This is a genomic window from Paenibacillus mendelii (genome assembly GCF_024498075.1).
GTDB classification, from domain to species: domain Bacteria; phylum Bacillota; class Bacilli; order Paenibacillales; family Paenibacillaceae; genus Paenibacillus_Z; species Paenibacillus_Z mendelii.
The window spans coordinates 1,462,169-1,487,221 of the sequence record NZ_JANHOF010000001.1; the positions used below are offsets into that span (position 1 = coordinate 1,462,169).

The 25,053-nt window shown below is 51.1% G+C and carries 18 protein-coding genes; 5 read left to right on the top strand and 13 right to left on the bottom strand.

Features of this window, described 5'->3' with window-relative positions; genetic code table 11:
• Positions 1–45 precede the first annotated feature (45 nt).
• The 9 genes from NNL21_RS06705 to NNL21_RS06745 all read right to left on the bottom strand — a co-directional run bounded on the left by NNL21_RS06705 (position 46) and on the right by NNL21_RS06745 (position 13,212).
• Positions 46–930 (bottom strand): carbohydrate ABC transporter permease, encoded by an 885-nt coding sequence (locus NNL21_RS06705; RefSeq protein WP_204816615.1) that lies wholly within the window; start codon positions 928–930, stop codon positions 46–48.
• A gap of 22 nt (positions 931–952) precedes the next feature.
• Positions 953–1,855 (bottom strand): ABC transporter permease, encoded by a 903-nt coding sequence (locus NNL21_RS06710; RefSeq protein WP_204816616.1) that lies wholly within the window; start codon positions 1,853–1,855, stop codon positions 953–955.
• Between the two features lie 96 nt (positions 1,856–1,951).
• Positions 1,952–3,679 (bottom strand): extracellular solute-binding protein, encoded by a 1,728-nt coding sequence (locus NNL21_RS06715; RefSeq protein WP_204816617.1) that lies wholly within the window; start codon positions 3,677–3,679, stop codon positions 1,952–1,954.
• A gap of 407 nt (positions 3,680–4,086) precedes the next feature.
• On the bottom strand, positions 4,087–5,724 hold the full coding sequence (locus NNL21_RS06720; protein WP_204816618.1) for a response regulator: 1,638 nt from the start codon (positions 5,722–5,724) through the stop codon (positions 4,087–4,089).
• Positions 5,693–7,513: a sensor histidine kinase gene (locus NNL21_RS06725; RefSeq protein ID WP_204816619.1), complete on the bottom strand. Its 1,821-nt coding sequence runs from the start codon at positions 7,511–7,513 to the stop codon at positions 5,693–5,695. The genes NNL21_RS06720 and NNL21_RS06725 overlap by 32 nt, the downstream gene beginning before the upstream one ends.
• 95 nt (positions 7,514–7,608) lie before the next feature.
• Positions 7,609–8,442, bottom strand: coding sequence for a sugar phosphate isomerase/epimerase family protein (locus NNL21_RS06730; RefSeq protein WP_204816620.1), 834 nt, complete (start codon positions 8,440–8,442; stop codon positions 7,609–7,611).
• Positions 8,443–10,602: 2,160 nt separating this feature from the next.
• Complete coding sequence (locus NNL21_RS06735; protein ID WP_204816621.1) at positions 10,603–11,400, bottom strand: creatininase family protein; 798 nt, start codon at positions 11,398–11,400, stop codon at positions 10,603–10,605.
• A gap of 6 nt (positions 11,401–11,406) precedes the next feature.
• Positions 11,407–12,408, bottom strand: a complete 1,002-nt coding sequence (locus tag NNL21_RS06740) for an aldo/keto reductase (RefSeq protein WP_204816622.1) — start codon at positions 12,406–12,408, stop codon at positions 11,407–11,409.
• A gap of 18 nt (positions 12,409–12,426) precedes the next feature.
• Positions 12,427–13,212, bottom strand: coding sequence for a phytanoyl-CoA dioxygenase family protein (locus NNL21_RS06745; RefSeq protein ID WP_204816623.1), 786 nt, complete (start codon positions 13,210–13,212; stop codon positions 12,427–12,429).
• A 257-nt stretch (positions 13,213–13,469) separates the two neighbouring features.
• Here NNL21_RS06745 and NNL21_RS06750 point away from each other — a divergent pair, with 257 nt between their 5' ends.
• From NNL21_RS06750 to NNL21_RS06760, 3 genes are all read left to right on the top strand, one after another.
• Positions 13,470–14,114, top strand: a complete 645-nt coding sequence (locus NNL21_RS06750; protein ID WP_204816624.1) for a DedA family protein — start codon at positions 13,470–13,472, stop codon at positions 14,112–14,114.
• An 85-nt stretch (positions 14,115–14,199) separates the two neighbouring features.
• The gene (locus tag NNL21_RS06755; RefSeq protein ID WP_204816625.1) at positions 14,200–14,853 is read left to right on the top strand and encodes a DedA family protein; all 654 of its coding nucleotides are present in this window, start codon (positions 14,200–14,202) and stop codon (positions 14,851–14,853) included.
• Between the two features lie 72 nt (positions 14,854–14,925).
• A complete protein-coding gene (locus tag NNL21_RS06760) occupies positions 14,926–15,162 on the top strand; it encodes a hypothetical protein (RefSeq protein WP_204816626.1) in 237 nt (78 codons plus the stop codon).
• An 81-nt stretch (positions 15,163–15,243) separates the two neighbouring features.
• On the opposite strand, the gene NNL21_RS06765 is transcribed toward NNL21_RS06760, so the two are convergent.
• The 4 genes from NNL21_RS06765 to NNL21_RS06780 form a co-directional block, all read right to left on the bottom strand.
• Complete coding sequence (locus tag NNL21_RS06765) at positions 15,244–19,266, bottom strand: DUF5722 domain-containing protein (RefSeq protein ID WP_204816627.1); 4,023 nt, start codon at positions 19,264–19,266, stop codon at positions 15,244–15,246.
• Between the two features lie 262 nt (positions 19,267–19,528).
• On the bottom strand, positions 19,529–20,506 hold the full coding sequence (locus NNL21_RS06770) for a cation diffusion facilitator family transporter (protein ID WP_204816628.1): 978 nt from the start codon (positions 20,504–20,506) through the stop codon (positions 19,529–19,531).
• A 165-nt stretch (positions 20,507–20,671) separates the two neighbouring features.
• The gene (locus NNL21_RS06775) at positions 20,672–21,994 is read right to left on the bottom strand and encodes an ATP-binding protein (protein WP_204816629.1); all 1,323 of its coding nucleotides are present in this window, start codon (positions 21,992–21,994) and stop codon (positions 20,672–20,674) included.
• 164 nt (positions 21,995–22,158) lie between these two features.
• Positions 22,159–23,043: an AraC family transcriptional regulator gene (locus tag NNL21_RS06780; protein WP_204816630.1), complete on the bottom strand. Its 885-nt coding sequence runs from the start codon at positions 23,041–23,043 to the stop codon at positions 22,159–22,161.
• 177 nt (positions 23,044–23,220) lie between these two features.
• Between NNL21_RS06780 and NNL21_RS06785 the strand changes: the two genes are divergently transcribed.
• Together NNL21_RS06785 and NNL21_RS06790 are read left to right on the top strand one after the other, a co-directional pair.
• A complete protein-coding gene (locus NNL21_RS06785; protein WP_204816631.1) occupies positions 23,221–23,979 on the top strand; it encodes a phytanoyl-CoA dioxygenase family protein in 759 nt (252 codons plus the stop codon).
• A gap of 25 nt (positions 23,980–24,004) precedes the next feature.
• Entirely contained in the window at positions 24,005–24,991 is a 987-nt protein-coding gene (locus tag NNL21_RS06790) for a glycoside hydrolase family protein (RefSeq protein WP_204816632.1), read from the top strand.
• Positions 24,992–25,053: the final 62 nt, after the last annotated feature.

The window sequence follows — 25,053 nt, forward strand, 5'->3', positions numbered from 1 at the left end:
ATACAGGTTTGAGGACCTGTATCGCTTTCAAGAGAAATGACGCTGTTATTCCTTAACGCTGCCCAGCACGATGCCCTTCATGAAGAACCGCTGCAGGAACGGGTACACGAGCAGAATCGGCAGCGCCCCGAGAAAGATTTGCGCCGCTTTCGCCGTCCTATCGTTCACTTCCGCCAGTGATTTCATATCCGACGAAGAGATGAGACTGAGATCCCGGTTAATGACTACGGTCTGCAAATAGCTCTGAAGCGGATAGTGAGAAGGTGAATCCATGAAGATCAGTCCGTCAAACCACGAGTTCCAATGTCCAACGGTTGCGAACAGCGTCAGCGTTGCGAGAGCCGGAGCCGACAGCGGCACGATGATCTGCCATAGTGTCCGCCAATGCCCCGCGCCATCCATAAAAGCGGCTTCCTCCAGCTCTTTGGGCAGCCCGCGGAAAAAGTTAAGCAGGAGGACGACATTGAATACCGGTACCGCGTTTGGCAGCACAAGCGCCCATATCGTGTCCATAATTCCCGTATACTTAACGGTCATATACAGCGGAATTAATCCGCCCTGAAACAAGATCGTGACCACAAAAATCCATACATAGACCGTGCGCATCGGAAATTTGTTGACTTCCTTTGAGAGCGGGTAGGCGACCAATATCGTCAGCACCATATTGATCGTCAAGCCGATTGCGACTCTCTGCAGCGTGACACCGATCGAGGTTAGGAAGGCTGGCTTAGCGAGAACGAATTGATAGGAGCTGATTGTAAACTCCACGGGCCACAGCTTGACCAGGCCGGCTGTAGCCGCCGCACTTGAGCTGAACGATACAGCCAGTACATGTATCAAGGGTACAAGACAAAGTATGGATAGCAAGGCCAACACGACATAGTTCGTGCCAACAAACAATCTTCTTCCCAAGGTGAGCTGCTCGACCATGCTTCTCCCTCCTTCAACGTTACTAGAAAATGCGATAGTTCGCGAGACGATAGGCCAAGTAATAGGAAACGGAAATAAAGGTGAAGGAGACGATCGACTTGAACAAGCCAACCGCTGTCGCTACGCCATACTGCGCATCGACCAGCCCGATCCGGTAGACGAACGTATCGATGATATCTCCCGATTCGTATACTTGTGGGCTGTATAAATTAAACACTTGATCGAAGCCGGCATTCAGTACGTTGCCGATCGCAAGTGTCATCGTCAGCACGATAATGGGCATCATCCCAGGCAGCGTAATATGCATCGTCTGCTTCCAGCGCCCCGCTCCATCGACAATTGCAGCTTCGTATAAGGCTGGGTTGATACTGGTTAAAGCGGCTAGATAAACAATCGTGTTGAAACCGAACTCTTTCCATACATCCGTTATGACGAGCACCGGCCGAAACCAGGAATTGTCCCCTAGAAAATAAATCGATTCAATGCCAAACATACCTAGAAATTGGTTCAGAATTCCGCTGGAGGGCGACAGCACGTCGATCAGAATGCCCCCAAGAATAATCCAAGACAGGAAATGAGGTAAATAAATCAAGGTTTGTACGCCGCGCTTGAATACCTCTTTGCGAACTTCATTGAGCAGAAGCGACACGACAACCGGCACAATAAAACCGATCACGATTTTGAAAACAGCGATGATAATCGTATTCTTGAGAATCCGCATAGAATCAGGCATATCGAGAACATACCGGAAATTATCGAGACCCGCCCAAGGGGAATCAAAGAGACCGCCTCTAGCCGGCATAAACTTCTGGAACGCAATGACGATGCCGATCATGGGACCATAGCTGTAGATGAGAACCAGAATTAGGCCCGGCAGCAGCATGAGATGCAGCGGCCAATTAGGCGATTTCAGTTTTTGAAGCATCCTGCCGCCTCCCTGCGATTTCTTCGGATTGTTAGGCCAAGAATGCAAGAGAGGGAAGAGTGTTCCTTCTTCCTCCCTCTGCATGCTAAGTCATACTTATTTGGCTGCGTACCATGCGTTAACTTCTTCTGTAATCTTGTCTCCGCCGAGCTTCTTCCAATCGGTTACGAACTTGTCGAAGTTATCGATTGAATCACCCATGATGATCTTCGAGAACACTTCCAGCTCCATCTTCTGCAGTGTAGCATCCTTCTCTACCATGGTCTGAGTCGGCGCACCGTAAAACTCACTCATGAGAATGCTGTTATCGTTTACATATTGGTTAATCGTTTTGAACGATCCGTCTATGCCGAATATCCGCTCGTAGCCCCATCCGAGCTCGGTGCCTTCCTTGCCTGACAAGAAAGCTTCGATTTGGGAGAGATTATCGGTTTCCTCCGGATTCAGCTTCGACTTATCTCCGGACTTGATCGCTTCGCTAACATGCAGATGAATGTCTAGATTTTTACGTGCCGGCCACGTTTGGAATGGAATATATTTATGCCGTTCATATCCGCCTTTTGTAAAGTGCTCCGCATAATTTTCTGGCGTTGTCGTCTCTCCCCAGCCCGTTTCTACGAACAGGTTAATGACTTTGAGCAGCGCCTCCGGATTCTTCGTTTCTTTCAACACAGCGTAATAAGTGCCTACTGCAAGGCCGACCCGCGGCTGTGCCGGCTTATCGTCTACCGATACGATCGGGTAGGATTGCCACTGTGCATTCTTGTCATTCTTCTTGTTGTCTACGAGCGGCCAGAGCGGATTAGACATGGTGCCAAAATGGAGCCCGACTCTTCCTGCTGCAGCGAATTCCGCCGCTTTCCCGCCGTCCTTAACGCCAAACTCCCGATCGATCTGACCTTTCTTATAAAGCTCCTGCAGCTTGGCAAGCGCTTGCTTCATCTCCGGTTGAACGCTTCCGAAAACAAGCTTGCCTGAGCTGTCCTTGATCCACTGACGCGGATAGGCATGATATCCGTTCAAGAAGCCGTCAATACTGGCATAACCGCCATATAGATCCTTGTTCAGTGAAATACCGATGGTATCCGGTTTACCGTTACCGTCCGGATCCTGGGTCGTGAACGCTTCGGATATCTTAAACACATCGTCCATCGTTTTCGGCTCCGGCAGGTTCAGCTTCTTCAGCCAATCGGTACGAATCCATATCATCGCTGCTCCATCCATAGCCGAGCCCGTGTTTGGTATGGCCATCAGCTTACCGTCGAAGGTTGCGGAGGCTAATGCGTTCGGACCATCCTGATTCATGATTTCTTTCGTGAACGGCGAAGCATATTTCTCGTATACATCGGTTAGATCCATCAACAGATCCGCTTCAACCAGCTGCTTCAGCTGTCTGGAATTGACTGGTATGAAGTCCGGCAGATCACCGGAGGCGATCGAAACGTTCATCTTCTGCTCGCCCTGTCCGCCGGGTCCGTCACCGCTAACGACCCATTTGTTCTTCAGCGTGATGCCCAGCTTCTCTTGCAGCGTACGCGTCCAGGCGTTGTTCTCGATACTTTCGCCTTCGGCATACTTGTACGTATCATTGACGATACGGACGGTTGATATTTCAATCGGCGGATCATATTTACCAAGCGGATCGATAGGCCCTTCTGTTTTTTCCTCGTTGCCTGTGCCCCCGCTTCCTTCCGACCCTTGCGTATTTGCGTTCTTGTTGCCGCCCTCTTCCTTCTTCTCACCGGAATTTCCGCAAGCGCTCACAACAACCATCAACATAACAAGCAATACCGTGACCCATGTCCTGCCTCTCATCTTTTTCATGGACTTCCTCCTAAAAGTTTTGTGAAGTGCTGCTTCCTCGAGTTTCTTCGTAACAAAACTTGCTTCGGAAGCATTAGCTTCGTTTGGTGAAGTGCCGCCTCCTATGTTACTTCGCAACAAAACTCGCTTCGGAAGCATTAGCTTCGTTTGGTGGAGCGCTGCTTTGGGAGCTATAAACCTTGTTTTGCGGGAGTTTGCAGCTGCTTTGAATCTTCTAACCAAGAGTCTTGCTTCACGTCTAGGATGTAACCGCTGCCATGTTCGTCAGGAAGCATATTTAGGTTGGTCATCTTGCTTGGCTTAAGTATAGATCGAGTCATCCGTGCATGAAATGGAACATCCTTTAGATTCGTTCTCTTTTGTTTTGTTCTGTTCCATTTATGGATGCACTGTAGAAGAAGGTCATTTTATATGCCAGCCTGGTCCCGGTATTCTTGCGGTCCGATCCCGGCATTCTTGCGGAAGAAGCGGGTGAAGTAACCGGCGTTATCGAAGCCGATCGCTGCCGCCACCTCGTGAATTTTGTATTGGGAGTCCTGAAGCAGCTCCTTGGCCTTCTCTAACCGGACGCTGATGATATACTCGGATATATTTTGACCCGTCGTCTGTTTATATAGGACGGAGAGATAGGCCGGATTTAGAAAAACGAGCTCTGCCAAAGCCGTCAGTGACAGATCTCCACTGATTCCTTCGCGGATATACCGGTTTATTCTCTCGACAATCCGCTCGGTTCGCTCATCCTGTACCCCCTGCTTGAACGTGATCAGACGTTCAGCCACGGTTAGCAAATACTCGACCGCCTGCTCACGGGAGGAATGGCTTTGCACATTCATTAACTGTTCCAGCCGGATTTCACCGTCCTGCTCCAGTTGTTCCGCCCATCCCCAACGGTTGATCAAGCTAATCAATTGGTTGGCCACCGTATAATACGCCTCCAAGTAACGGGCATACTCCCCTGTATTGGCGAAGCAAACATGGATTGCCGTACGGGCCTCTTCGGAACGCCCGCTCTCCAGCGCCACATCCAGCTGTTCCCTCAGGCGGGATGGCATCATAGCCGCACCGCTGTCGACCTTGCTGAGTCCCCTTCCTGTGAGAAGCATCATATTCTCACCCTTGCCTACGCCAAGCACGAGTTTTTGACGCATCCGAAAATAGGTGTCGGCGATCTGCTCCCAGCTGACAAAGGCGCGACCGCATATCACCGACACCGGAAGCTGAAGCAGCTGCGTACACGTAGACTGTACCGTTTCCAGCATCCCCTGAACGAATCTAATCGCGCCAGCCTGATCACTTTCTCCAGCATGGCATCCTCCCCGGTGCTGGGTCTGTATCATGATCATCAGATAGGAGTCGTCGATAATAACGGACTGGGCGTTCATCTCACCCAGCATTTCCTGCACGATATTCTCTATTGCGAATAGAAGCAGCGGACGATCCGTGCCCGTTATATGCTCCGGCCATCGATCCACCCTGGCCAGCACGGGCAGCAGCGGGGCAGACGAGCTGAGGGGACTCTCCATCTCGGCTAGTCTTGATTGAGTCAGGCCCACATGATCAATTCCATGCTGCAGCAGCTGCATGAACCAACCGTTGCGAAGACCTGGAAGCGCCTGTTGAATTCGTGCCTTGGCATGCTGCAAATAACGGTCGCTCTTCAGCTCTTCCTCCAATGCATCGATCGCGCTTCGAACGCTCCTGAGAATAGGTTCGTCGCCTTCCGTCTTCAGAATATAATCGATACTGCCATCCCGAAGCGCCTGTTGAATATAGGTCATCTCATTCATTCCGGTAAGGAAAATAACCTTGCAGCGCGGCCATCTTGCTTTAATCTGACGCTGCAGCTGAAGCCCGTCCATACCCGGCATACGGATATCACTGAGCACAATGTCGATTTTCACCCGATTCAACCACTCGATCGCCTCATTAGCCGAATAAGCCTTATACAAATCGAGCCCAAGCATTTCGGTCTCCTGCAGCAATTCGAATAAGCCATCGACGGTATACGGCTCATCATCCACGATCAACAATCGGTACATTCGCATTCTCATTTTCCTCCCAAATCAGCGGCAGCCGAAGCTCCGCCCTCAGTCCTCCGCTCTCACCCTTCGATAAAGACAGACCGCTTTCATGCCCGTATTTGATCTGTATCCTTCGATGAACATTGATAAGGCCCGTGCTTTCAGCAGATTCTTCTGCCGATAACAGACGCATGCGCAGAGAGTGAAGCTTGCTCTCATCCAGTTCGTCACCATTGTCTTCCACGGCAATCACCAGCGTATCGTGCTGCTGCTCGAATGAAACACAGATCCAGCCGTCCTTCAATTTGTTTTCCAACCCGTGATTGTAGGCGTTCTCAATTAGAGGCTGCAAAATCAGGCGCGGTACCAGCAGCTGCTCCATTCCAGGCGGAAGCTCGCCAAACTCCGTGTGTATGCGGTTGCCGAAGCGGAACGCCTGAATTTCCGTGTACGTACGCGCATATTTCACTTCCATCTCCAGCGCCATTTCATCCATGCCGTCACGGGTAATGAATTGAAAATATTCGCCTAAATATTTGGTGAACCGAATGATATTGTCATTATCGTGCAGCTTTGCCATCCGGTGGAGAATAAAAAAGCTGTTGTACAAAAAGTGAGGATTGATCTGAGACTGCAGCTGTCTCAACTCCGCTAACCGTACACGATACTTATGTTCATAGACTTCGTGAACGAGAACGTTCAACTCCCTTACCATGGCGTTGAAACGGTCGAACAGAAACCCGAATTCATCCTTCAACGGATACTGCACAACCAGATTCAGATTGCCCTGCTCCACCTTATTGAAGGAACGAAGCAGTGTATGCATGGGCCGCTGGATAATGCGGTATATGCTTAAGGCGAAGAAGACAATAATGACTATCGACGACAAGGTCAGCCAGAGCATCCACCACCGGTAATGGCTAAGCGAACCGAAAATTTCTTCTTCGGGCACAAAGATGGACAAGGTGGAATCCAGCATACTGGAGGATTTGGCTATGACAAGATGCCGTTCTCCATTAATCGTGATCGATTTCTGAATTTGCCGGTCAGGCGGCATCGCACCTTCTTCACTCTCCTGTTTGGATCCAGTCGATGCCACCAGCTCGGGAACGGCAGCTTCCGCCTCCTCTGAACCGTTATTACTCGTAACGGTGTAGGACAGATGATTGCCGGATAATACAGCCGTCTCCCCATTATTCGTAAATGTGCGCATCGCGCTGCGAAGAGCTGGCTGGGATACCTCAACCGTCAATAGAAAGACGGGCTTGCGTCCTCCCGATGTCGCAGGATCGGGATAGGGGACACTAATGAATAAACGGTCGTTCCAGATTACATACGGCGTCTCATATCGGTTGGTCGTCACCGAGAGCGCTTTGAACTGCGCTTCATCGAAAGCAGTGATCGCGTCATCATTGGAGGTCACGCTCCGGTCCAGCTCCGGTATGAAGGCCGTAACATTGTGTACGAAGCTGCTGGACGTTTTGACCAAATTCAATTTATTCTTCAAGGCTAGAATGGCATCTGTTCGGTCAATATCCGACATGATCGCGGTCGAGGTGCTTAATTTCATGAGATCGTCATCATTGACGTATGTTTCAATCAGCTTAATGACCCGCTGTATATCGGATTCGATCAAATTAACATAGAGCTCGACCTTGGTGTTCATGGATTGTACGATCTCCGAACGGACCGTCTGCTGTCCGGATTCGTTCATATATAAGTTGAGGGCATAGAGAGGGGCTAGCACCCCTAGAAAGGTTAGAACGATCTTCATAAAGATGGAGCTGCGAGGCGACTGCGTGAGTAGCTTCATTTTCAATTCCCCTTCTGATGCAAGAAGACTCTTCCGCCGATGGCAAAAGAGTCCTCTTGTTCATTTCTCTCCAGCATCTCATGGTGTCAGTCGTTCTACAAACCTGCTGCTGTATAAACCTTGTTGAAGCCTTTTTGGGAGCGCTGTAGCAGACTTTCGGGAGATTCCGCAGAACGGGATGCGGTTAAAATTTCTTGAGCCACGACGCCCTTATAGCCGATAGCATGGAGTGCTCTCAGGAATCCTGCTAAGTCGATCACACCCTCACCCGGATAGAGACGTCCGTTATCCAGTACGTCCTCTACAGGCAAATCCGGCGCGTCATTAATGTGCGCATGAACGATTTGTTCCGGGCGAAGACGCTCGATATCCGCAACTGTCAGCTCGTTCGTGTACCAATGGTAAGCGTCAAACAGCAGGCCTACATTGCTTTCACCGATGGCGTCGATCCAATCCAACGTCTCGTCCAGCGTCCAGATGAACGGATGCTTCCATTGTGTCCGCAGGTGATGCGGTCCCACGAACTCCAAGCCAAGCCGGATTCCGTAAGCGCCTAGAATTTGTGCGCATATGCGCAATCTCTTCGTGGCCACTGTCATGAAATGTGCGGGCTTCATATCCGTGGATGGCAGAATATATGTACAGCAGCTCGTGCATCCCAGCGCCGATGCCGCTGCAGCCGATTTAGCCAGCTTCTCCAAGCCTTGGAGGAAAGCTTCATCCGTCGTTCTCCATTCAACGGGTAGACCGATTGAACCGATGACGATTCCATGTTTCTGGAGCAGCTCGCGCGCCTGATCCAGGCCGAGACGCTCGACTAGCGAAAGCGCATCCACATCCACCGCTTGAAAGCCGTATTCCGCTGCGGACTCTATGAGCCGTTCATCACTTTCCATACCGATTCCAGCTTGCGTTAAACCTCTGAGCATTACACAACCTCCATATACATAAGTAGTGATATAAACGTTCTGAAATATGAATCCAGGAATACGCGAAAGCCCAAACATTATGCGCACTTGCTTGACCAAGCCTGCCTCAGCAGATGTGGCGTACAAGCTAACTAGAATATACCTTCCCCTCCCGATACCGTCAAGAAAGAAAAGGTGGAATCTATCACTCGAATTATAGTTTGTGAGCATGCCTGCAAGGATGATGCTGTTAGCCATGCTAGCTAAAGAATATGCTGCGAAAGAGCCTGTTTGCTTGCTGGCCGGCGATTCACTCGGAATGGGTGCGAGTTCGCTCCTACTTCTCATACCTCGGTCGCTGTAAGTCCAGAAAACGGACTTACAGGCTCCTCCTCCAGCTGCACTTGTTGCTGTAACGCCGTTTTTCGGCCTTATGGCTGCGAGTTCGCTCCCACTTCTCATACCTCGGTCGCTGTAAGTCCAGAAAACGGACTTACAGGCTCCGCCTCTAGGTGCACTTGATGCTGTAACGCCGTTTTTCGGCCTTATCGTTGCGAGTTCACTCTTATTAATCATGCCTCGGTCGCTGTAAGTCCAGAAAACGGACTTCCCACCCCCCAAGCACTCGGCGCCGCTTAGGAGGCTGAGTCTGCGCGGGGCGGGTGGCCGCCTCCATTAGCTGAACTTGATGCTGTAACGCCGTTTTCGGTCTTATGGCTGCGAGTTCACTCCCACTTCTCAAACCCCAGTCGCTGTAAGTCCAGAAAACGGACTTACAGGCACCTCCCCCAGCTGCACTTGATGCTGTAACGCCGTTTTCCGGCCTTATCGTTGCGAGTTCGCTCCTATTAATCATACCTCGGCCGCTGTAAGTCCAGAAAACGGTCTTACAGGCTCCTCCTCCAGCTGCGCTTGTTGTTGTAACGCCGTTTTTCGGCCTTATCGTTGCGAGTTCGCTCCCACTTCTCATGCCTCGGTTGCTGTAAGTCCAGAAAACGGACTTACAGGCGCCTCCTCCAGCTGCGCTTGTTGTTGTAACGCCGTTTTTCGGCCTTATGAGTGCGAGTTCGCTCCTACTTCTCATATCTCGGTCGCTGTAAGTCCAGAAAACGGACTTACAGGCTCCGCCTCTAGGTGCACTTGATGCTGTAACGCCGTTTTTCGGCCTTATGGGTGCGAGCTCGCTCCTACTTCTCATACCTCGGTCGCTGTAAGTCCAGAAAACGGACTTACAGGCGCCTCTTCCAGCTAGACTTGATGCTGTAACGCAGTTTTTCGGCCTTATGACTGTGAGTTCGCTCCCACTTCTCATACCTCGGTCGCTGTAAGTCCAGAAAACGGACTTCCCACCCCCAAGCACTCGGCGCCGCTTAGGTGGCTGAGTCTGTGCGGGGCAGGTGGCCCTCCCTTAGCTGAACTTGTTGCTGTAACGCCGTTTTCGGCCTTATGGTTGCGAGTTCGCTCCCACTTCTCAAACCCCAGTCGCTGTAAGTCCAGAAAGCGGACTTACAGGCACCTCCCCCAGCTGAACTTGATGCTGTAACGCCGTTTTTCGGCCTTATCGTTGCGAGTTCGCTCCCACTTCTCAAACCCCAGTCGCTGTAAGTCCAGAAAGCGGACTTACAGGCACCTCCCCCAGCTGCACTTGATGCTGTAACGCCGTTTTTCGGCCTTATGGCTGCGAGTTCGATCCTACTTCTCATACCTCGGTCGCTGTAAGTCCAGAAAACGGACTTACAGGCTCCTCCTCCAGCTGAACTTGTTGCTGTAACGCCGTTTTTCGGCCTTATCGTTGCGAGTTCGCTCCCACTTCTCAAACCCCAGTCGCTGTAAGTCCAGAAAGCGGACTTCCCACCCCCCAAGCACTCGGCGCCGCTTAGGAGGCTGAGTCTGCGCGGGGCGGGTGGCCGCCTCCATCAGCACACCTTAATGCCGTACAAATCCCGGGCTAGCATATTAACCACTATATAAACGCAGAAGCAGGCCCCTTCAGACCAGACGCAGCGTTCACTCCACCCATTCACGCTGCTCCTGGTCTGTAGGAGCCCTCTTTTCCCGCGCAGCGCAACCACAGCTTCACGAGAGTCTTCAAAGATATAGCAAAACTGCAGCCCCGCGTGCCTAGCAGGGCACTATACAGCGGCGGTCTAGCACATGATGATAAGCAGATGACAGCACCTGTCAAGGAACCAGCTGCAGCAGTCCCTCCCGCAGATCATCCACCAACAACCGCAGCGCCGACTCACCATATTCACGGTTAGCATGCGTACGCGGATCAGGACCCAACGCCACACCGGCTAGCGGTTTCGAAAGGTCGGAGTCGAGACGTCCGAGATCTACCGTCTCCGGTTGAATCGCCATCATCAGCGATGTCTCATAGGCCGCAGCATGATCGCCCTTCCCGTCACGGGCATACCGTTCATCGTTCACCGTAATTATGCTGCACCGGCCGCCATCTTGCTTGTATGTCTCAATGGCGCGTGCCAACGGATCCATTAGCGGATAATGTCCGGGAATCGCGATGATCGTTGCGAATCCATAGCTTTCCATTTGGAAGAAGGCATGGACCGCCAACTCCTCCCATAGTCTCCAGCCGCCATTGCGGACGGATCTAGCTGCATTGCGTTCGTACGAATCACGTGGAACCTCTAACGCGCCGCACATCGTATCGCCCGGGTTCCAGAGCGTTCCATCCTGCTCGGATATGGGCATTTGCCCATCCAGATGACGTTCGCAAATTTCACCGCGATGGTCTCCCCAGTACATAGGCGGCATCGCCAATCCGCCCAGTTCCTCAGCCAGCCTCACCGCGATACCGTGCGCCTTCAGGCCGTCGAGGCCATAGGGATTATGCAATCCGTGCCACTCCAGAATGCCGAAAGCTAAGTATGCGACGGACCGCTCACGTTTACGCGCTGCGATCTGCTCCGGCCGCAATTCATGAAAAGCGACATTAGGGCGGGTATTCCCTTGGTTCACAAAGGCTCATTCCTCTCCGGCAGTGTGATAATTTCTCGGCCATTGATAGGCGCGGAAAGCTTCTAACAGATCGGCTTGCAGCGGCTCGCCGTCGGATACCGCCACGTTCAAATCAACCTCTACCGGCGATTTCATGCCGGGAATAACAACACTTACAGCCGGATCGGACAAACAGTACCTCAGCGCCGCTTCCGCCAAGGTCGCGTACCGGTCACCGGCAACCTGCTGCATCGTCTGCTTCAGCTGTTCGACCTTGCGGAACGTCTTCATATACCGCTCGCCGCGGAAATACCGCTTGCGCACGTCTCCCTCTTCCCACTCGTCGTACGTATCCAGCGTCCAATTGCCGATTAGGGCGCCTTCATCAAAAGGCACGCGCGCAATAACACCTACGCCATTCTTCTGGCAAGCGGGGAGGAGACGCTCCGCAGGGCGCTGCTCGAAGATATTGAAGACAACCTGCTCGGAGGACACCCAGCCTGTCTCGGCAAGCTCGATGCCATCTTCCGGGCGATAATCGCGGATTGAAACGCCAATCTCGCGGATCTTCCCTTCCTGCTGAAGCTGTAATAGTGTATCATACCACTCGGTATGCTGGATACCGCTGGGAAACCAGCCATGCAGCTGGTACAAGTCAATAGCTTCGACGCCTAGTCGGCGCAAGCTTCCTTCGCATTGCTCGCGCAGATGCGCAGCAGGGTAGCGCCCTTCCATCGCCGGCGCTCCATCCGAAGCATCCGGCCAAGCTACCGGCTGTACTTTGGTTGCGATATAGAGCGGGCCGCTTCCCTTCCACTCCCGCAGCGCCTTACCGATCACTTCCTCGGACCGGCCGCGGCCGTACATCTGTGCGGTATCTACGAAATTGATACCACGATCCCATGCATGGTGAAGTGTTCGAATGGATTCACCTTCGTCCACCTTGCCAAAATCACCGCCCAGCTGCCACCCTCCAAAACCGATTTCGGACACACTCCAGCCCGTTTTGCCAAACGTTCTATACTTCACCCGACAATCCTCCCCTTCTTAGGCCAGCTTCGGGAACATCCCGCCGCGGAGCACTTGGTCTTTCTCAAAGTTCTGACCATCTGTACAAGCATGCATCGCACCGCTGAAGGTTGTCCCGTCCGGCATGAAGATAATGGCAAGTGCCCGCCGCGGCTTATCCGTTTGATTCGCATGTGCATAATGGAAGGTCAGCCCGTCATGGAACGTGCAGCTTCCGGCCTTCATCCGAACGATTGCGGCTTTGTTGCGATCGAGCTCGGATGCGCCTTCTTCCGAGAAAATATCATGCGGCGTAACCAGATCAACATGCTTCAGATTTTTAATTTTTTGCGATTTCGGCACGAACATCATGCAGCCGTTATTCTCGTCCACATCGTCTAATGCGATCCAGATCGACAGCGCGCCGGTCTCATTCATCGGCCAATAAGGCCAATCCTGATGCCATGGCGTTGCCTTCGAATCCTGCGGCATTTTGAACAAGGCATGGTCATGAAATAAGCGAATTCCTTGGGCGCCGCACAATTGCTTCGCCATATCGGCAAATCGGTTAGACAAGACGAACCGTGCCATGCCCCCATGATCGCGCCATGTATTCACCCGTTGGTTTAATACGTTGAAATAAGCATTCCCTTTCTGGGACGTCTGCACGGAACGCCCGCCTTCCTGTGCGCCCATGACTTCGCCCAAATGCTCGCGAAGCTCCTCCAGCTCCTCGGATGACAATATATTATCTACCTGGACGAATCCATTCTCACGGTAATATTGAATTTGTTCTTCTGTTAGTTGAATCGTTGAATCGATCATGCTGCACGCTCCCTTAATAATGATGTTGTTCTGTATCTAATGTAAACGATCTCTAACCCTATTTCTTGGGGGATTCATTCGAAAACTAAGGCGATTTTCCAATCTCGCATCGCTTGGAGTCCAGTAAGCACCTTAGACTTAGGTCTTGGTCGATACCCATCGCGGGTTCATTACGAAGATCTTTCTCATTCGTTAAGCTAGAACTGAATGTATCCCGGGGCAAATGATCCCAATAAGTTAAATGAAAGAAGTGGACAATGATGCCCCCTATCGAACATTGGTTTGAGCAATTTGGTTATTTCGTTTTGTTTATCGGACTGATCGTCGATTTCGTGCTTCCGTTTCCTGCGGAGCCCGTCATGGCTTATGCAGGCTACTTATCGTACATGGGGAGCATGCAGTGGCTGTACTCCGTGCTTGTATCCTTTCTAGGAGCCACGGTCGCGATTACGGCGTCCTACGGGATCGGCTATTGGGCGGGAATGCCCTTCATTAAGCGTTATGGAAAATGGCTCATGCTGAACCCCCGCAGAATGGATAAGGTGAAGCAATGGTTCGATCGATACGGGAATAAGCTGCTGCTGATCAGCTTCTTTATCCCCGCCGGCCGGCAGTTCTCCGGTTACTTCGCCGGAATCGTTCGCATTCCATTCCGCTCCTTCGCTTTATATTCCTATACCAGCGCTTTTCTGTGGGTCGTTGTTTATGTCGGCGTCGGCCATTTGGTCGGTCCTCACTGGAAGGATGTTCTACATACGGTAAAAAGCTATGCGGGGTTGATTGCGCTTGGAGGCTGCCTTCTGGTCGCCGCATATATGCTTATCAGAAGAATCAGACGGCTGCACAGAACAGGGGGCAACCCTTCCGCAAACGGGAACATAGAGTCTGAGAAAACGCTATGACCGGCCGTCAGGTTGCCCGTTTACGACTAACAGACACCGCTACGATGAACAGAGAGGCTGTCGGATCTGAACAAGGAGCATCTTCATGAAGCTATTGGAATATATTGAACAATTGTTTTCAGCTTACGGATACTTGGTGCTGCTCATCGGTCTGCCCTTGGATGCCATTGCGCTGCCGATTCCTCCAGGCAATATGACGCTGGCCTATACCGGATATTTATCTTATAAAGGTGTGCTTGAATGGTTCCCTGCAGCAGCGGCTGCATATGCAGGCTCTATTCTGGGGATGACGGTCACGTATTGGATGGGCTATAGGCTGGGAGCTCCCTTGATTGAGCGCTACGGCAAATGGCTCTTTGTGAAGCCCAAACATGTGGAGAGAGCAAGAAGCTATTACGGGAAATATGGGAATAAACTGCTACTCTTCAGTTATTTCATTCCCGGCATCAGGCAATTCATCGGCTATTTTGTAGGGATTATACACATTCCATTCCGCACGTTCGCTCTATACGCCTACACAGGTTCGCTTCTTTGGGTCATGGTGTTTATCTCGATCGGTTATTTGTTCGGAGATCAATGGCCATTCATCTTGATGGCGGTCGAACGGTTCTTAAAGGTCTTTATAATCGCAATTATCGCTCTGCTCGTTGTATTCCTGCTTCATAAGCGGCGCAGCCGGGGGAAGAAGGAAGTGTGCAGGCAAGAAGCCCTTCCTTCTCGCTTGCCGGATGAATCATAAACGTCATTTGCTAAAAAGTGCTATAATGTAAGTATGCGATGGATGTAATCATACAGGATTGGAGATGAAGGTATGACAATAGGTCAATGGGTACGCAATCTCTCCGCCGGACTGCTCTTCGGCATCTTGGCTATCGGATTATTACCGTTCCTGCTCGTCTACAATTGCGCCGATCTGTTAGGTATCATTGAATTAGAATCTTCCCCGATCGCTTTGCTGCTCACGAAAATTATCGGTATTCCCCAGAAAGTAGAACACGGTGATGCCGAGCAGCAGGAAGCCAATCATGTAAATAACCGCGATGAATAGCCAGCTTCATGCTTCTTAACAGAAGGAGCTGTAATAAAGTAAACACCGCCCGGGCCACGGGCGGTGTTTCACTGTGTACGTCTAGCTTCCAGCCTTCACATACCCCACATAATCCAACTGGAACTCGGGATTCCAGGCCAAGTCATTGCCTACTGCCCGGAAGGAAACCTCCATGCGGGTTACCTCATTGCGCAGCGCCCAGTCTCCGACTTGAATACCGGCCCGATTCCATTGATCGGGATTCATTGGAGAAGTCGACGAGATACTCTCCGTACCGCTGAACAACGTCACTCTTGTCTCATAAGTTGCTCCCGGCACACCACCGTACGAATCGATATGGTAGAACAGCTCGGAGGCTTCACTTAAATCGAGTGGCGATTCAGGCGTTACCGCCAGCGTCTTCCATGCGGTCGCGGCGACGGCATCCGCTCTGGCCGACAGCGCGTACGAGCCTAGTGCAGGCGTAGTCGGACCATTAGGAAATTGCTCGACCGCGTTAAGACTCACTACATTTTCTTTGCCCTTCCATCCTTGATCGGAGCCCTCGAAGTTGAAGAGCAGCTTTTCATTCTCTGGGATATTGCCTTCGCCCGTACTCTTAACCGTATCCAATACTTTATCGAAGGAACGGTCTCCGTATACAAATTTAACGCTGACCGCTCCATCCGCCGGAGGCGTGTATGCCGTTACGGTCATCACAAACGTCTTGCTTTCCCCCGTTTTGATACCGTTTATCTTAAGTTCGGAACGGTCAAATTTTATTTGCCCGCCGCCATTAATGGCGATCTTCCCGTTCAACTTCTTGTCATCGTAATTCGTTACCTTTACTTGAACTTGCGAACCGATCTCCAACTGCGGTGACAGCAGCGTTGCCGTGATGTCAACATTCGCAAAGTCACGGATCACAGCAGCATCCTTCTGGAACCCTACATCATCAATAAGGAATGAACCGGCCCATGCTTGAGAGCCTGGCGAGCTCACCCATACCTTGATGCGGTCAATAGCGTTTAGGCCGCCCCAGCCTTTCAAATTCAAGGCAATATGATTCCAGCCCTGCTGTGGATCGACCGCTACTGTGCCTTCCGCGATTTCTGTACCGCTGTATACCTTCACTTTGGCAAAGTAAGTCTGGTCCGCTGCGGCATCAGGGATTTTCACGGCCATAGTTAATTGTTGAGCTTTGGAAGCATTAACCGGCTGTGTGAAGCGCACATCCGCTCCCTTCCAATTAAGCGCGGCATAATCGCTGAAGTTGATCTTCAAGGACTGCGAGCCCGTATAGGCATCGCCGTCCGTCAGCTCAACGGAATTCGCATTGTCCGCAGCCTGCCACCCGCCAAGCCCATTCTCGAAGCTTTCCAGCGGAAGCGGCTTTTTGCTGCTGTCCCCGTTGTTTCCTTGATTCTTATCCTTTACGAAGGAGATGCCTTTAACGGCAGGCTCCTCCCGATCAGCCAGCTTGGTAGGATCGAAGCCTGGGATAACATCCTGCCAATTATCAATGCCAATGATCGACTTCGCAAAGTCGGTTACGGCAAGCGATTGATCGGTATCGATATATTTGAACACATCGTAGATCGCTTTATGCTCGAATGGTGTAGAAATGGAGTTTTTGGCATATGTCCACAGTCCGAGATTCAATCCGCCTTCTTGCGCGTGATCGACATGGCGGTGAAGGATGAAGGAATCGATCCCTTCCAAAAACTTAATTTTATAAAAGGCATAGGCGTAAGCTGCGGCTTGAACCAGCTGATCGTTCTCCGAGTTGCTTAAGCTGTTCAATCCCTGCTCGGATAGAATAATCCGGCGCATATTGCCTTCATACAACAAGCTTTGCTGCTGCAAGTATTCTACTAGCACCTGCAGGTTCTTGAACGTGATCCGAACGGTGTTGAAGTCATTCGTAGGCGTAGCGTCATTCCAGAATTTCGGATCGAATAAATTTTCCGGATACGGATGGAAGGCTACGTTCCAAGAGAAATCGCCTTCCGTATGCGACAGATCGTTCAGCATATCAACAATGACTTTATTATCGTACTTCCAGATCGCCTCTGCAGGGAGCTCTTCATTCCAGAAGTGATCCAAGGAAATATACGTGCGTGCATTCGCATAGCGGCTCTTCACGATCGTATCGACCAGACGGACCGTTTGCGTATATTCTCTCACATACTCGCCGACTGGCTTAGGGCCCATATTGTTCCAAACTTGATTTTGACCCACTTCGTTGCCGACGATGAAGTTCACAGCTTTACCGTACTTCTCATCCGCCATCGAGTAGCGGTCTGCCAGGAAAGCCGTGATGGCCTTGACATATTTGACACCGAGCTCGTTCTTCGTGTTTAGGGCGTATACCGTTCCGCCAGGCTGTGAATCCGGATGGATAAGATGCTCATTCGGCGTCCCCGGCGTCATGATGTTGTACATCAACAGAATCAAGCTGACGATTGTATCGTTGTCGGATAGGCTTTTAATTTGCGAGTCCAGATGGCTGACATAATTTTTCTGGAAATAGAACGTTTCACCATCAACCTCATAAGGGATCGTATTGTCCGGGTTGCTGTTTGTTGAATAGAGCATGCTGTTGTACGAGACATTGATTGCCGCATGGCTGATGCCCAGCTCTTCAGCATCATCTGTCATTTGTACTTGCAGGCCTTTGATGCTCTTCGCTTCCGGGAAAGGCTGCCGGTTCGAAGCCAGCTTGTCGGCATTCGTAATATAATGCGGGGCATCCGCAAGTGTATATTCACCTGCAGCATTCCGGAAGGCTACAACAAATTTGGAATACAGACGATTATGCGCGCCGTCCTTCAGGCTAATATCGAATGTAAACTGATCGGCAATCTGCTGCTCGGCAAGCGGTGTTAAACCTGCCAGATCAGCAGGGTTGCCATAGGTTGGCAGCTCGAAGAGAACGAGATCTTCATCCGCATGCTGCTCTAGATACGCGGCCGTTACAGTACCTGCGATCGTAATGCCGCTGTTATCATTGACCGCTGATGTCGTTATCTTGCCGTCATACGGCTTCTGAATCGGCGGGTATTTCTTGAACCGGATATCGTCGATCACAAGCGTGCCGTTGTCAGACTGTGCAGCGATACGGAACTGTTTAATCGTACCCGCCCAGTTAGCTTGATCCGACATGTTGGCTGTGAGCGTCTGACCATCGGCTTGAGGCGTTAGGTCAAACGTCTTGGATTTGGTATCATCCCAAGCCGAATCGGCATCCGTAATCCAGGATATCTTCACTTGGGATGCAGCAGTCTGATTGTCCAGCACGACCGCAAGGCCGTTCCTGGCACTAGCATCGACTTGAAGCTGCGGCGATTCGAGATAGGCTCCCTCTCCTTCGATACCAAGCGAAGCTTTTCCTCCAGCGACCTGAAGCGAGCTTTGATGGGCCGTGAAGCCTTCCGAATCACCGTCGCGGGAGAACAACATATCAATTGTGTTTGTGGCGATAATATAATCCAGCTGGAATCGGCCGTCCCAGAAGTCATAGCCAGGGGCTCCCGGACTTATTCCTTCCAGATCGAAGTTTTGCATGAAGGACAATTCCATCTTCGTAATGGCATTGCGCTGCTCCCATGCAGACATATCGATGAAGACGCGGTTCCATCTGTCGTTGGATATTTTCGCAACGGATTCGAATACGTTATCTCCGCTGTATAGACGGACTTTCATGAAGTAGCCGACAGGCTGCCATCCCCACGAGTTCGCTGCAAAAGCAAGGTAACGTTCGCCGGACAAGTCGAGCGGGGTGGAGAAATCGCGATAGATCGTTCTCCAATCATACACCTTCACTTTCTCAGGCGTCTGCTCCAAGCTTCCTTCGCCCTCCAAAGGACCGCCGGGTCCGTTTAGAAGACTGGTGACATGGTTTATCTCCTTCGTGTTGGCACCCTTCTGCCAGGTGGCTACATCCTCGGGAGTATTGAAGGAGTTAATGACTTTGCTCGGGTAAAATTCTTGTCCGCTGAATACGTGGCCGGACTGTTGAAGATCAGGCTCATAGGGTCCGGCGAAAGCGGTTACAGCACTGAATATGAGCTGGAGCAGAAGGGCTGCAGCAAGAGCCCCCGATGTGACTGAGACACGTTTCATTCTCTAATAACCTCCGTTTTTACTTGATGAATTGCAATGAATGGATAAATGCGTAACTGCATCATAATAAAGAATACTTTAATAAGATTTAGCTTAAAAATAATTGATTTATCCTTTAATCACCTCATTTATTCAATTATTTCTAAATTACGTATACATAATATACTGAAAAATATACGAAAACAATCCGCATATTTACCCGGTGCATATTGACTATATGGTTATAAAAAACGCACAGCCCCACCAGTGGGCTGTGCGCTGCTCAAACTTTACCTCTCGAATGGTTGAGATTTGATTTCTCCACCTGAATCGTCGCATGTAGAATGCGAAACTTCTGTTCAATCTGCTGTATTGCCTGCTGCAAAATAATCTGGCTGTCTGCGTCATCTTCGATCACGATGTGGCAAGTGAGCGAATCGAGGCCCGATGATACGGTCCATATGTGCAAATCATGCACCTCCATGACCCCGTCTATCTGAAGCAAAGACTCCTCTACGCGGCCTGAGTCAATGGTAGGCGGCGTCCCTTCCATTAGAATGTGGACAGCCGATTTCATGATTCCCCATGCGCTTTTCAAGATCAGCAGCGAGACCACGACACTTATAATGGGATCCGCAATATACCATTCGAACACCAGCATGAGCAGACCGGCAATGATTGCACCTACCGAGCCCAAAGCATCTCCGATGACATGAAGATAGGCGCTGCGTACATTAATGTTGTCCTTCACATCGCTCTTCTTCATTAAGAACCACGCGCTAATGATATTGGCCAGAAGTCCAATCGCTGCAATGATCATCATCGATCCGCTTGCGACCGTCGGCGGCTCAATAAAGCGTTCATAGGCTTCCCGGATGATGAATGCGGAGATGATGAATAGCGTGACTCCATTAAATAGCGCCGCCAGAATTTCAAAGCGGTAATAGCCATACGATTTATGTGGCGACGGCGGTCTGGACGCGAGCCCCATTGCAACTAGACTAAGCGCGAGCGCGCCGACATCGCTTAACATATGTCCCGAATCCGACAGTAAGGCCAAACTGTTCGTAACCAGTCCACCAAAGAATTCCAGAAGCATAATGACCGATGTGATGACAAGTGCGATGGTTAATCCGGCTTTGTTGTCAGGAGCATGGGAATGACTGTGCCCATGATGATTGTGCTTGTGTCCATGGTCGTGTTCATGGTCGTTATGCTCATCGCGGCCATGAAAGTGTTTTTCCTTGTCGTGGTTGCCCATTTCGAATACCCCGCTTCCCTATTCTCATCCTGATAACAGCATTTCCATATCCATGAACTCCAATGAGGAGAATAACATATGAATATATGCTCATATGTATTATATGATGAAATCAGCAAAACAGCAATCCTTACCAGCCTGCTATGGTAATAAAAAAGAGACATCCTAGGATGTCTCGGATGTCTCTTTTTTAGGCTGCTGGGCAGTACTTGCGAGAATGGCCTTAGAGGAACTTCTAGAGAAGCTAATTCTAAATGCAGTGCCCTTTCCCAGCTCGCTCGTCGTTTCGATCTCACCGGCCATGGTCCGAATAATCGAGAATGCCACCATTGTGCCAAGTCCGGTTCCCTTCTCCTTCGTGGAGTAGAAAGGCGTGCCTAGCCGGTTTAATTGCTCTTTCGTCATCCCTACACCAGTATCCTTGATGTAGATAACCGGATTTATTTTGTCAAGACCCGTTTCTAACGTCAACGTTCCGCCCTCCGGCATCGCTTCAATGCTATTCTTGCACAGATTGATCAGCGCTTGCCGGAATTTCGTTTGATCTCCAACGATCTGAATATCCTGCTCGCACCGCTCCACGTCGATCCGGACATTCTGCATATTCGCATACGAGGACAACACATTGGCCGCGTATCGAATTTCGGTCACAATATCGATAGATTCGATCCTTTCCGGATCCGGTTTGGCAAGAGTCAAATAATCCGAGATGATTTGCTGAGCACGGTCCAGCTCCTCCAGGCAGATCTTCTGATAATAGCTTCGATTGCGCTGGCTAAGCCCCTCTTTGCCGAGCAATTGAATAAACCCTCGAACCGTCGTTAACGGATTTCGGACTTCATGGGCAACCGAGGCTGCAATGCTGGTGACCAGCTTCATTTTCTCCGTCTTTCTGATTTCTTCTTGAAACCGGAGAAGCCTCTCCATAAATTCCAGAAGGTAAGTAAAAGCGCCGGTAAGCAAGCTTTGGAGGACGATTAATGTCAATGTCCAGGGGAAGCTGGGGTTCATGAAAAATTCGGCATTATCCGTGAGGAGTTGGTAGGTAGCTAAGGTTAGCATCCGAATAATGAAGTAAGTTGCCATGGATGTCAGGACTTTCTGCCCTACGGTCATTGCGGCGTACTTGGAAATGATCCAAGCCACGATCAATAAGGTGGGGAGGATGGATAGGATATATTCCAATTGATTGACGTTACCCATAATGTGGCGGTATACGATCAAGATAAGGCATAGCACGATCGATACAGGCACACCGCCATAGAGAGAGCCAAGGGTCAATGGAATCGCGCGAAAATCGTAGATGAGTCCATTAATCGTTACAGGAAGTGACATACTCGAAACGAGCGAGACCGCATAAATAACACAAATCGAAATCCGGTAAAGCCACTTTCTATCCCTGATTCTGCGAGTAATTACGAAGAACACCGCGGGGATGAAGAAAATATAAAAAAAGTTCAACGTAAAATCCTTATAAATGGCGACCATAGCGACCTCGCTTTACAAATTGCTTATTCATAAGTACCGGATTGCCGCTGTATGAACGCTATGAACTATTCTTCTATTTCATTTTCGTGTTTAAACGGTTATTTCCTCCAGTCACACCCAGGTTTTTGAAAATAAATCGTCAGCCGCTAAAGACGGCTGACGATTCACTTCCCCCGGAACAACTCACGGTATTTGCCGGGCGGCATACCGAAATAATCTTTAAACACGCGGTTGAAGAAGCTTAAATCTTCATACCCGACCTCAAGCGCGATTGCAACCGTCTTCTCGTCCGTCTTGGTCAGCCATTCCTTGGCCACCTCGATACGGATTTCATTCCGGTATTCGATGAACGTCTTGCCCGAATACTGCTTGAATTTGGAGGTGAACGAGGACTGGCTCATGCCGCACAGCCCGCTCAATTGCTTGAGGGTGAGCGGCTGCGCATAATGTGCCGCGATAAACTCGCGTACATGGCGGAACATCGTCTCCTCCTCCGCCGCGGCGAAGGACACTTTATGCAGCATCCGATCATAGCAGCGGCTCAAGTGAATGAACAACTGGATCATCGCGGTTTTGATAAAAAATTGATAGCCCATCTCCCGCTTCCGATCCTCCTCGATCAGCCGCTCGATCATCTGCTTCAGCTCCAGCCGCTCCCGCCCCTTCAAATTGAGATGAGGCCTGTGGCTCGCCGTGCTTCTCAGAAATGGTTCGATATAGAAGAAATCGATAAACGAGTTGAAACGCGACATCACCTCAAGCTCCCCGGCAAAGACCGAGGGCTGAAAGATGACGTTGTACACGAGAATCGGACTGTCTGTCTGAAGCCGATAGCCATGCGTCGTCTGCGGTGAAATCATATAGACGTCCCCTTCCGTAATCGGGGAGAAATGATGATTATACTCGTGCTCACCCTTCCCTTCGACGACAAAAACAAGCTCGACAAATTCGTGGGAATGGCTTTCGATGCTTTCGGACACCGGAGCGGGGAAAGCGCGGAATGGGAACGAATCATCGTCCATAAACTCTTCGTTCGTATACCTTCTCATTGCGGGTCGCCCTCCTTTGCCCAACAACAACATATTCTCCCGCAGCCCTCCCGTTTCCTCCCTCTGTCTCGGCGGATTATCCAATCGGCTTGGCATATCCCCCAATCGGGCAAGACGTTAATCTGCTACTTTAATAGGCAAGTATCCGATGTCTGATTATAAGGAGTGTCGTAAGCGATGCGGCCGATACAGGAGCATGTGGATGAATTCAACAAGCAAGGCTTTACTGTAATAAGGGGCGCCCTGCAGGCAGATGAGGCCGATGCGCTGAAGGACGGCGTGCTGGATGCCTTTCAAGGGCCGGACGACGGCTACGGGCCGACGATTCGCACGCTCATGTTCGAGAAGGGGGAACGGTTCCAGCGCCTGATCATGCAGCCCGGCGTAGTGGATTTTGCGGAAGCGCTGCTCGGTCCTGGTTGTCATATGTTCGCAATGAACGCTCTGCGGACGCCGCGAAATCAAGGCATCGACCAGTGGCATGTGGACGAGGAGCTGTTCTTCCCACTGCCGGAGGGAGTGGAATTCGATCCCCGAATTCAGCTGCCCACATTCCTGGTTACCTGTATTTATTACCTGGTCGACGTGACGGAGACGATGGGACCGACGCAGCTCATTCCCGGCAGTCACCGCAGCGGCCAAGAGCCCGATCCGTCGCACAACCCTCCCCAGTACAAAGGGCAGGGTCCCGTATCGATCATCGCCAAGAAAGGCGACTGCCTGATCTTCTCGGGGCAGACCTGGCACCGCGGCGCACGCAATGAAAGTGACGAGAACCGGATTGTACAGCAGGTCATGTATGGGAAACGGTGGATTTCGCAGCGTTTCTACCCATTTATCAATTACACCATGCCGCAGGAAATCATCGAGCGATGGAAGGATCATCCCCGGATGAGCCGGCTTCTGGGCATGCACCGAAGAGGACCCTACGGGTAACAGCATGAAGGAGGAAACGAGAGCTATGTACATGGACAACAGACCGGTTGCGGCGCTTCGTATGGAAGCGCGTGACCATGGAATCATTCTAAGGTACGGCGAAGGTCCGGGACAGTGCGATCGCAATGGCATGCGGGAAGCAATTCTGTTCGAGGAGAACGGAGTCTATCACTTGTTCTATGACGGATGCGGACCCGACGGATGGCTGGCCTGCCTTGCGACCAGCACGGATCTGAACCATTGGGAGAGGCTCGGTCCGGTACTGGATTTCGGCGGGCCGGGGGATCTGGACGAAGGTACGGCCACATCGCCTTGGTTCTATCGCGATGGCGATATGTGGCATATGTATTATGTTGGATCAAGGGAAGCAACGCCGCTTCCGGACCGGATTCCGATGATGCCCTACTTTACAATGAAGGCGATCGCCCCTGCATTGAGCGGGCCATGGAGGAAGCAGCCGGAGATCATCCCCTTCCGCACTGTACCCGGAACGTATTATTCCGATACCGCCAGCCCTGGTCACATCATTGACCATGGCGGCGAATATGTGCAATTTTTCAGCGCGGCGAAATCAGAGGATGGACTGGTGACGCGGACGATCGGCATCGCCCGGACCCAGAATTTGAATGGCTCCTGGACCGTCGATCCGGATCCGACCGTACCGCTCACGGAGCAGATTGAGAACAGCTCGGTCTACTACGAGAAGGAGAACGACACCTGGTTTCTGTTCACGAATCACATTGGAATCGACGAAGCCGGCGGCGAATATACGGATGCGATATGGGTGTATTGGTCGCATGATCCAAACCGATGGAATCCCGAGAACAAAGCCGTCGTTCTCGATGGGCGCAACTGCAGCTGGTCCAAGGCATGCATTGGGCTTCCGACTGTTGTCCCGGTTGGCGACCGGCTTGCCATGGTGTACGACGCGCCTGGTGGAGACAGCAAGAGCCACATGCGCCGAGATATCGGACTTGCCTGGCTGGACCTGCCGCTTACGCCGCCAAAATAAATGCCAAGGCTGCCCCTTCATTCAAATACTAATGAAGGGGCAGCCTTTATTCATACCTCACT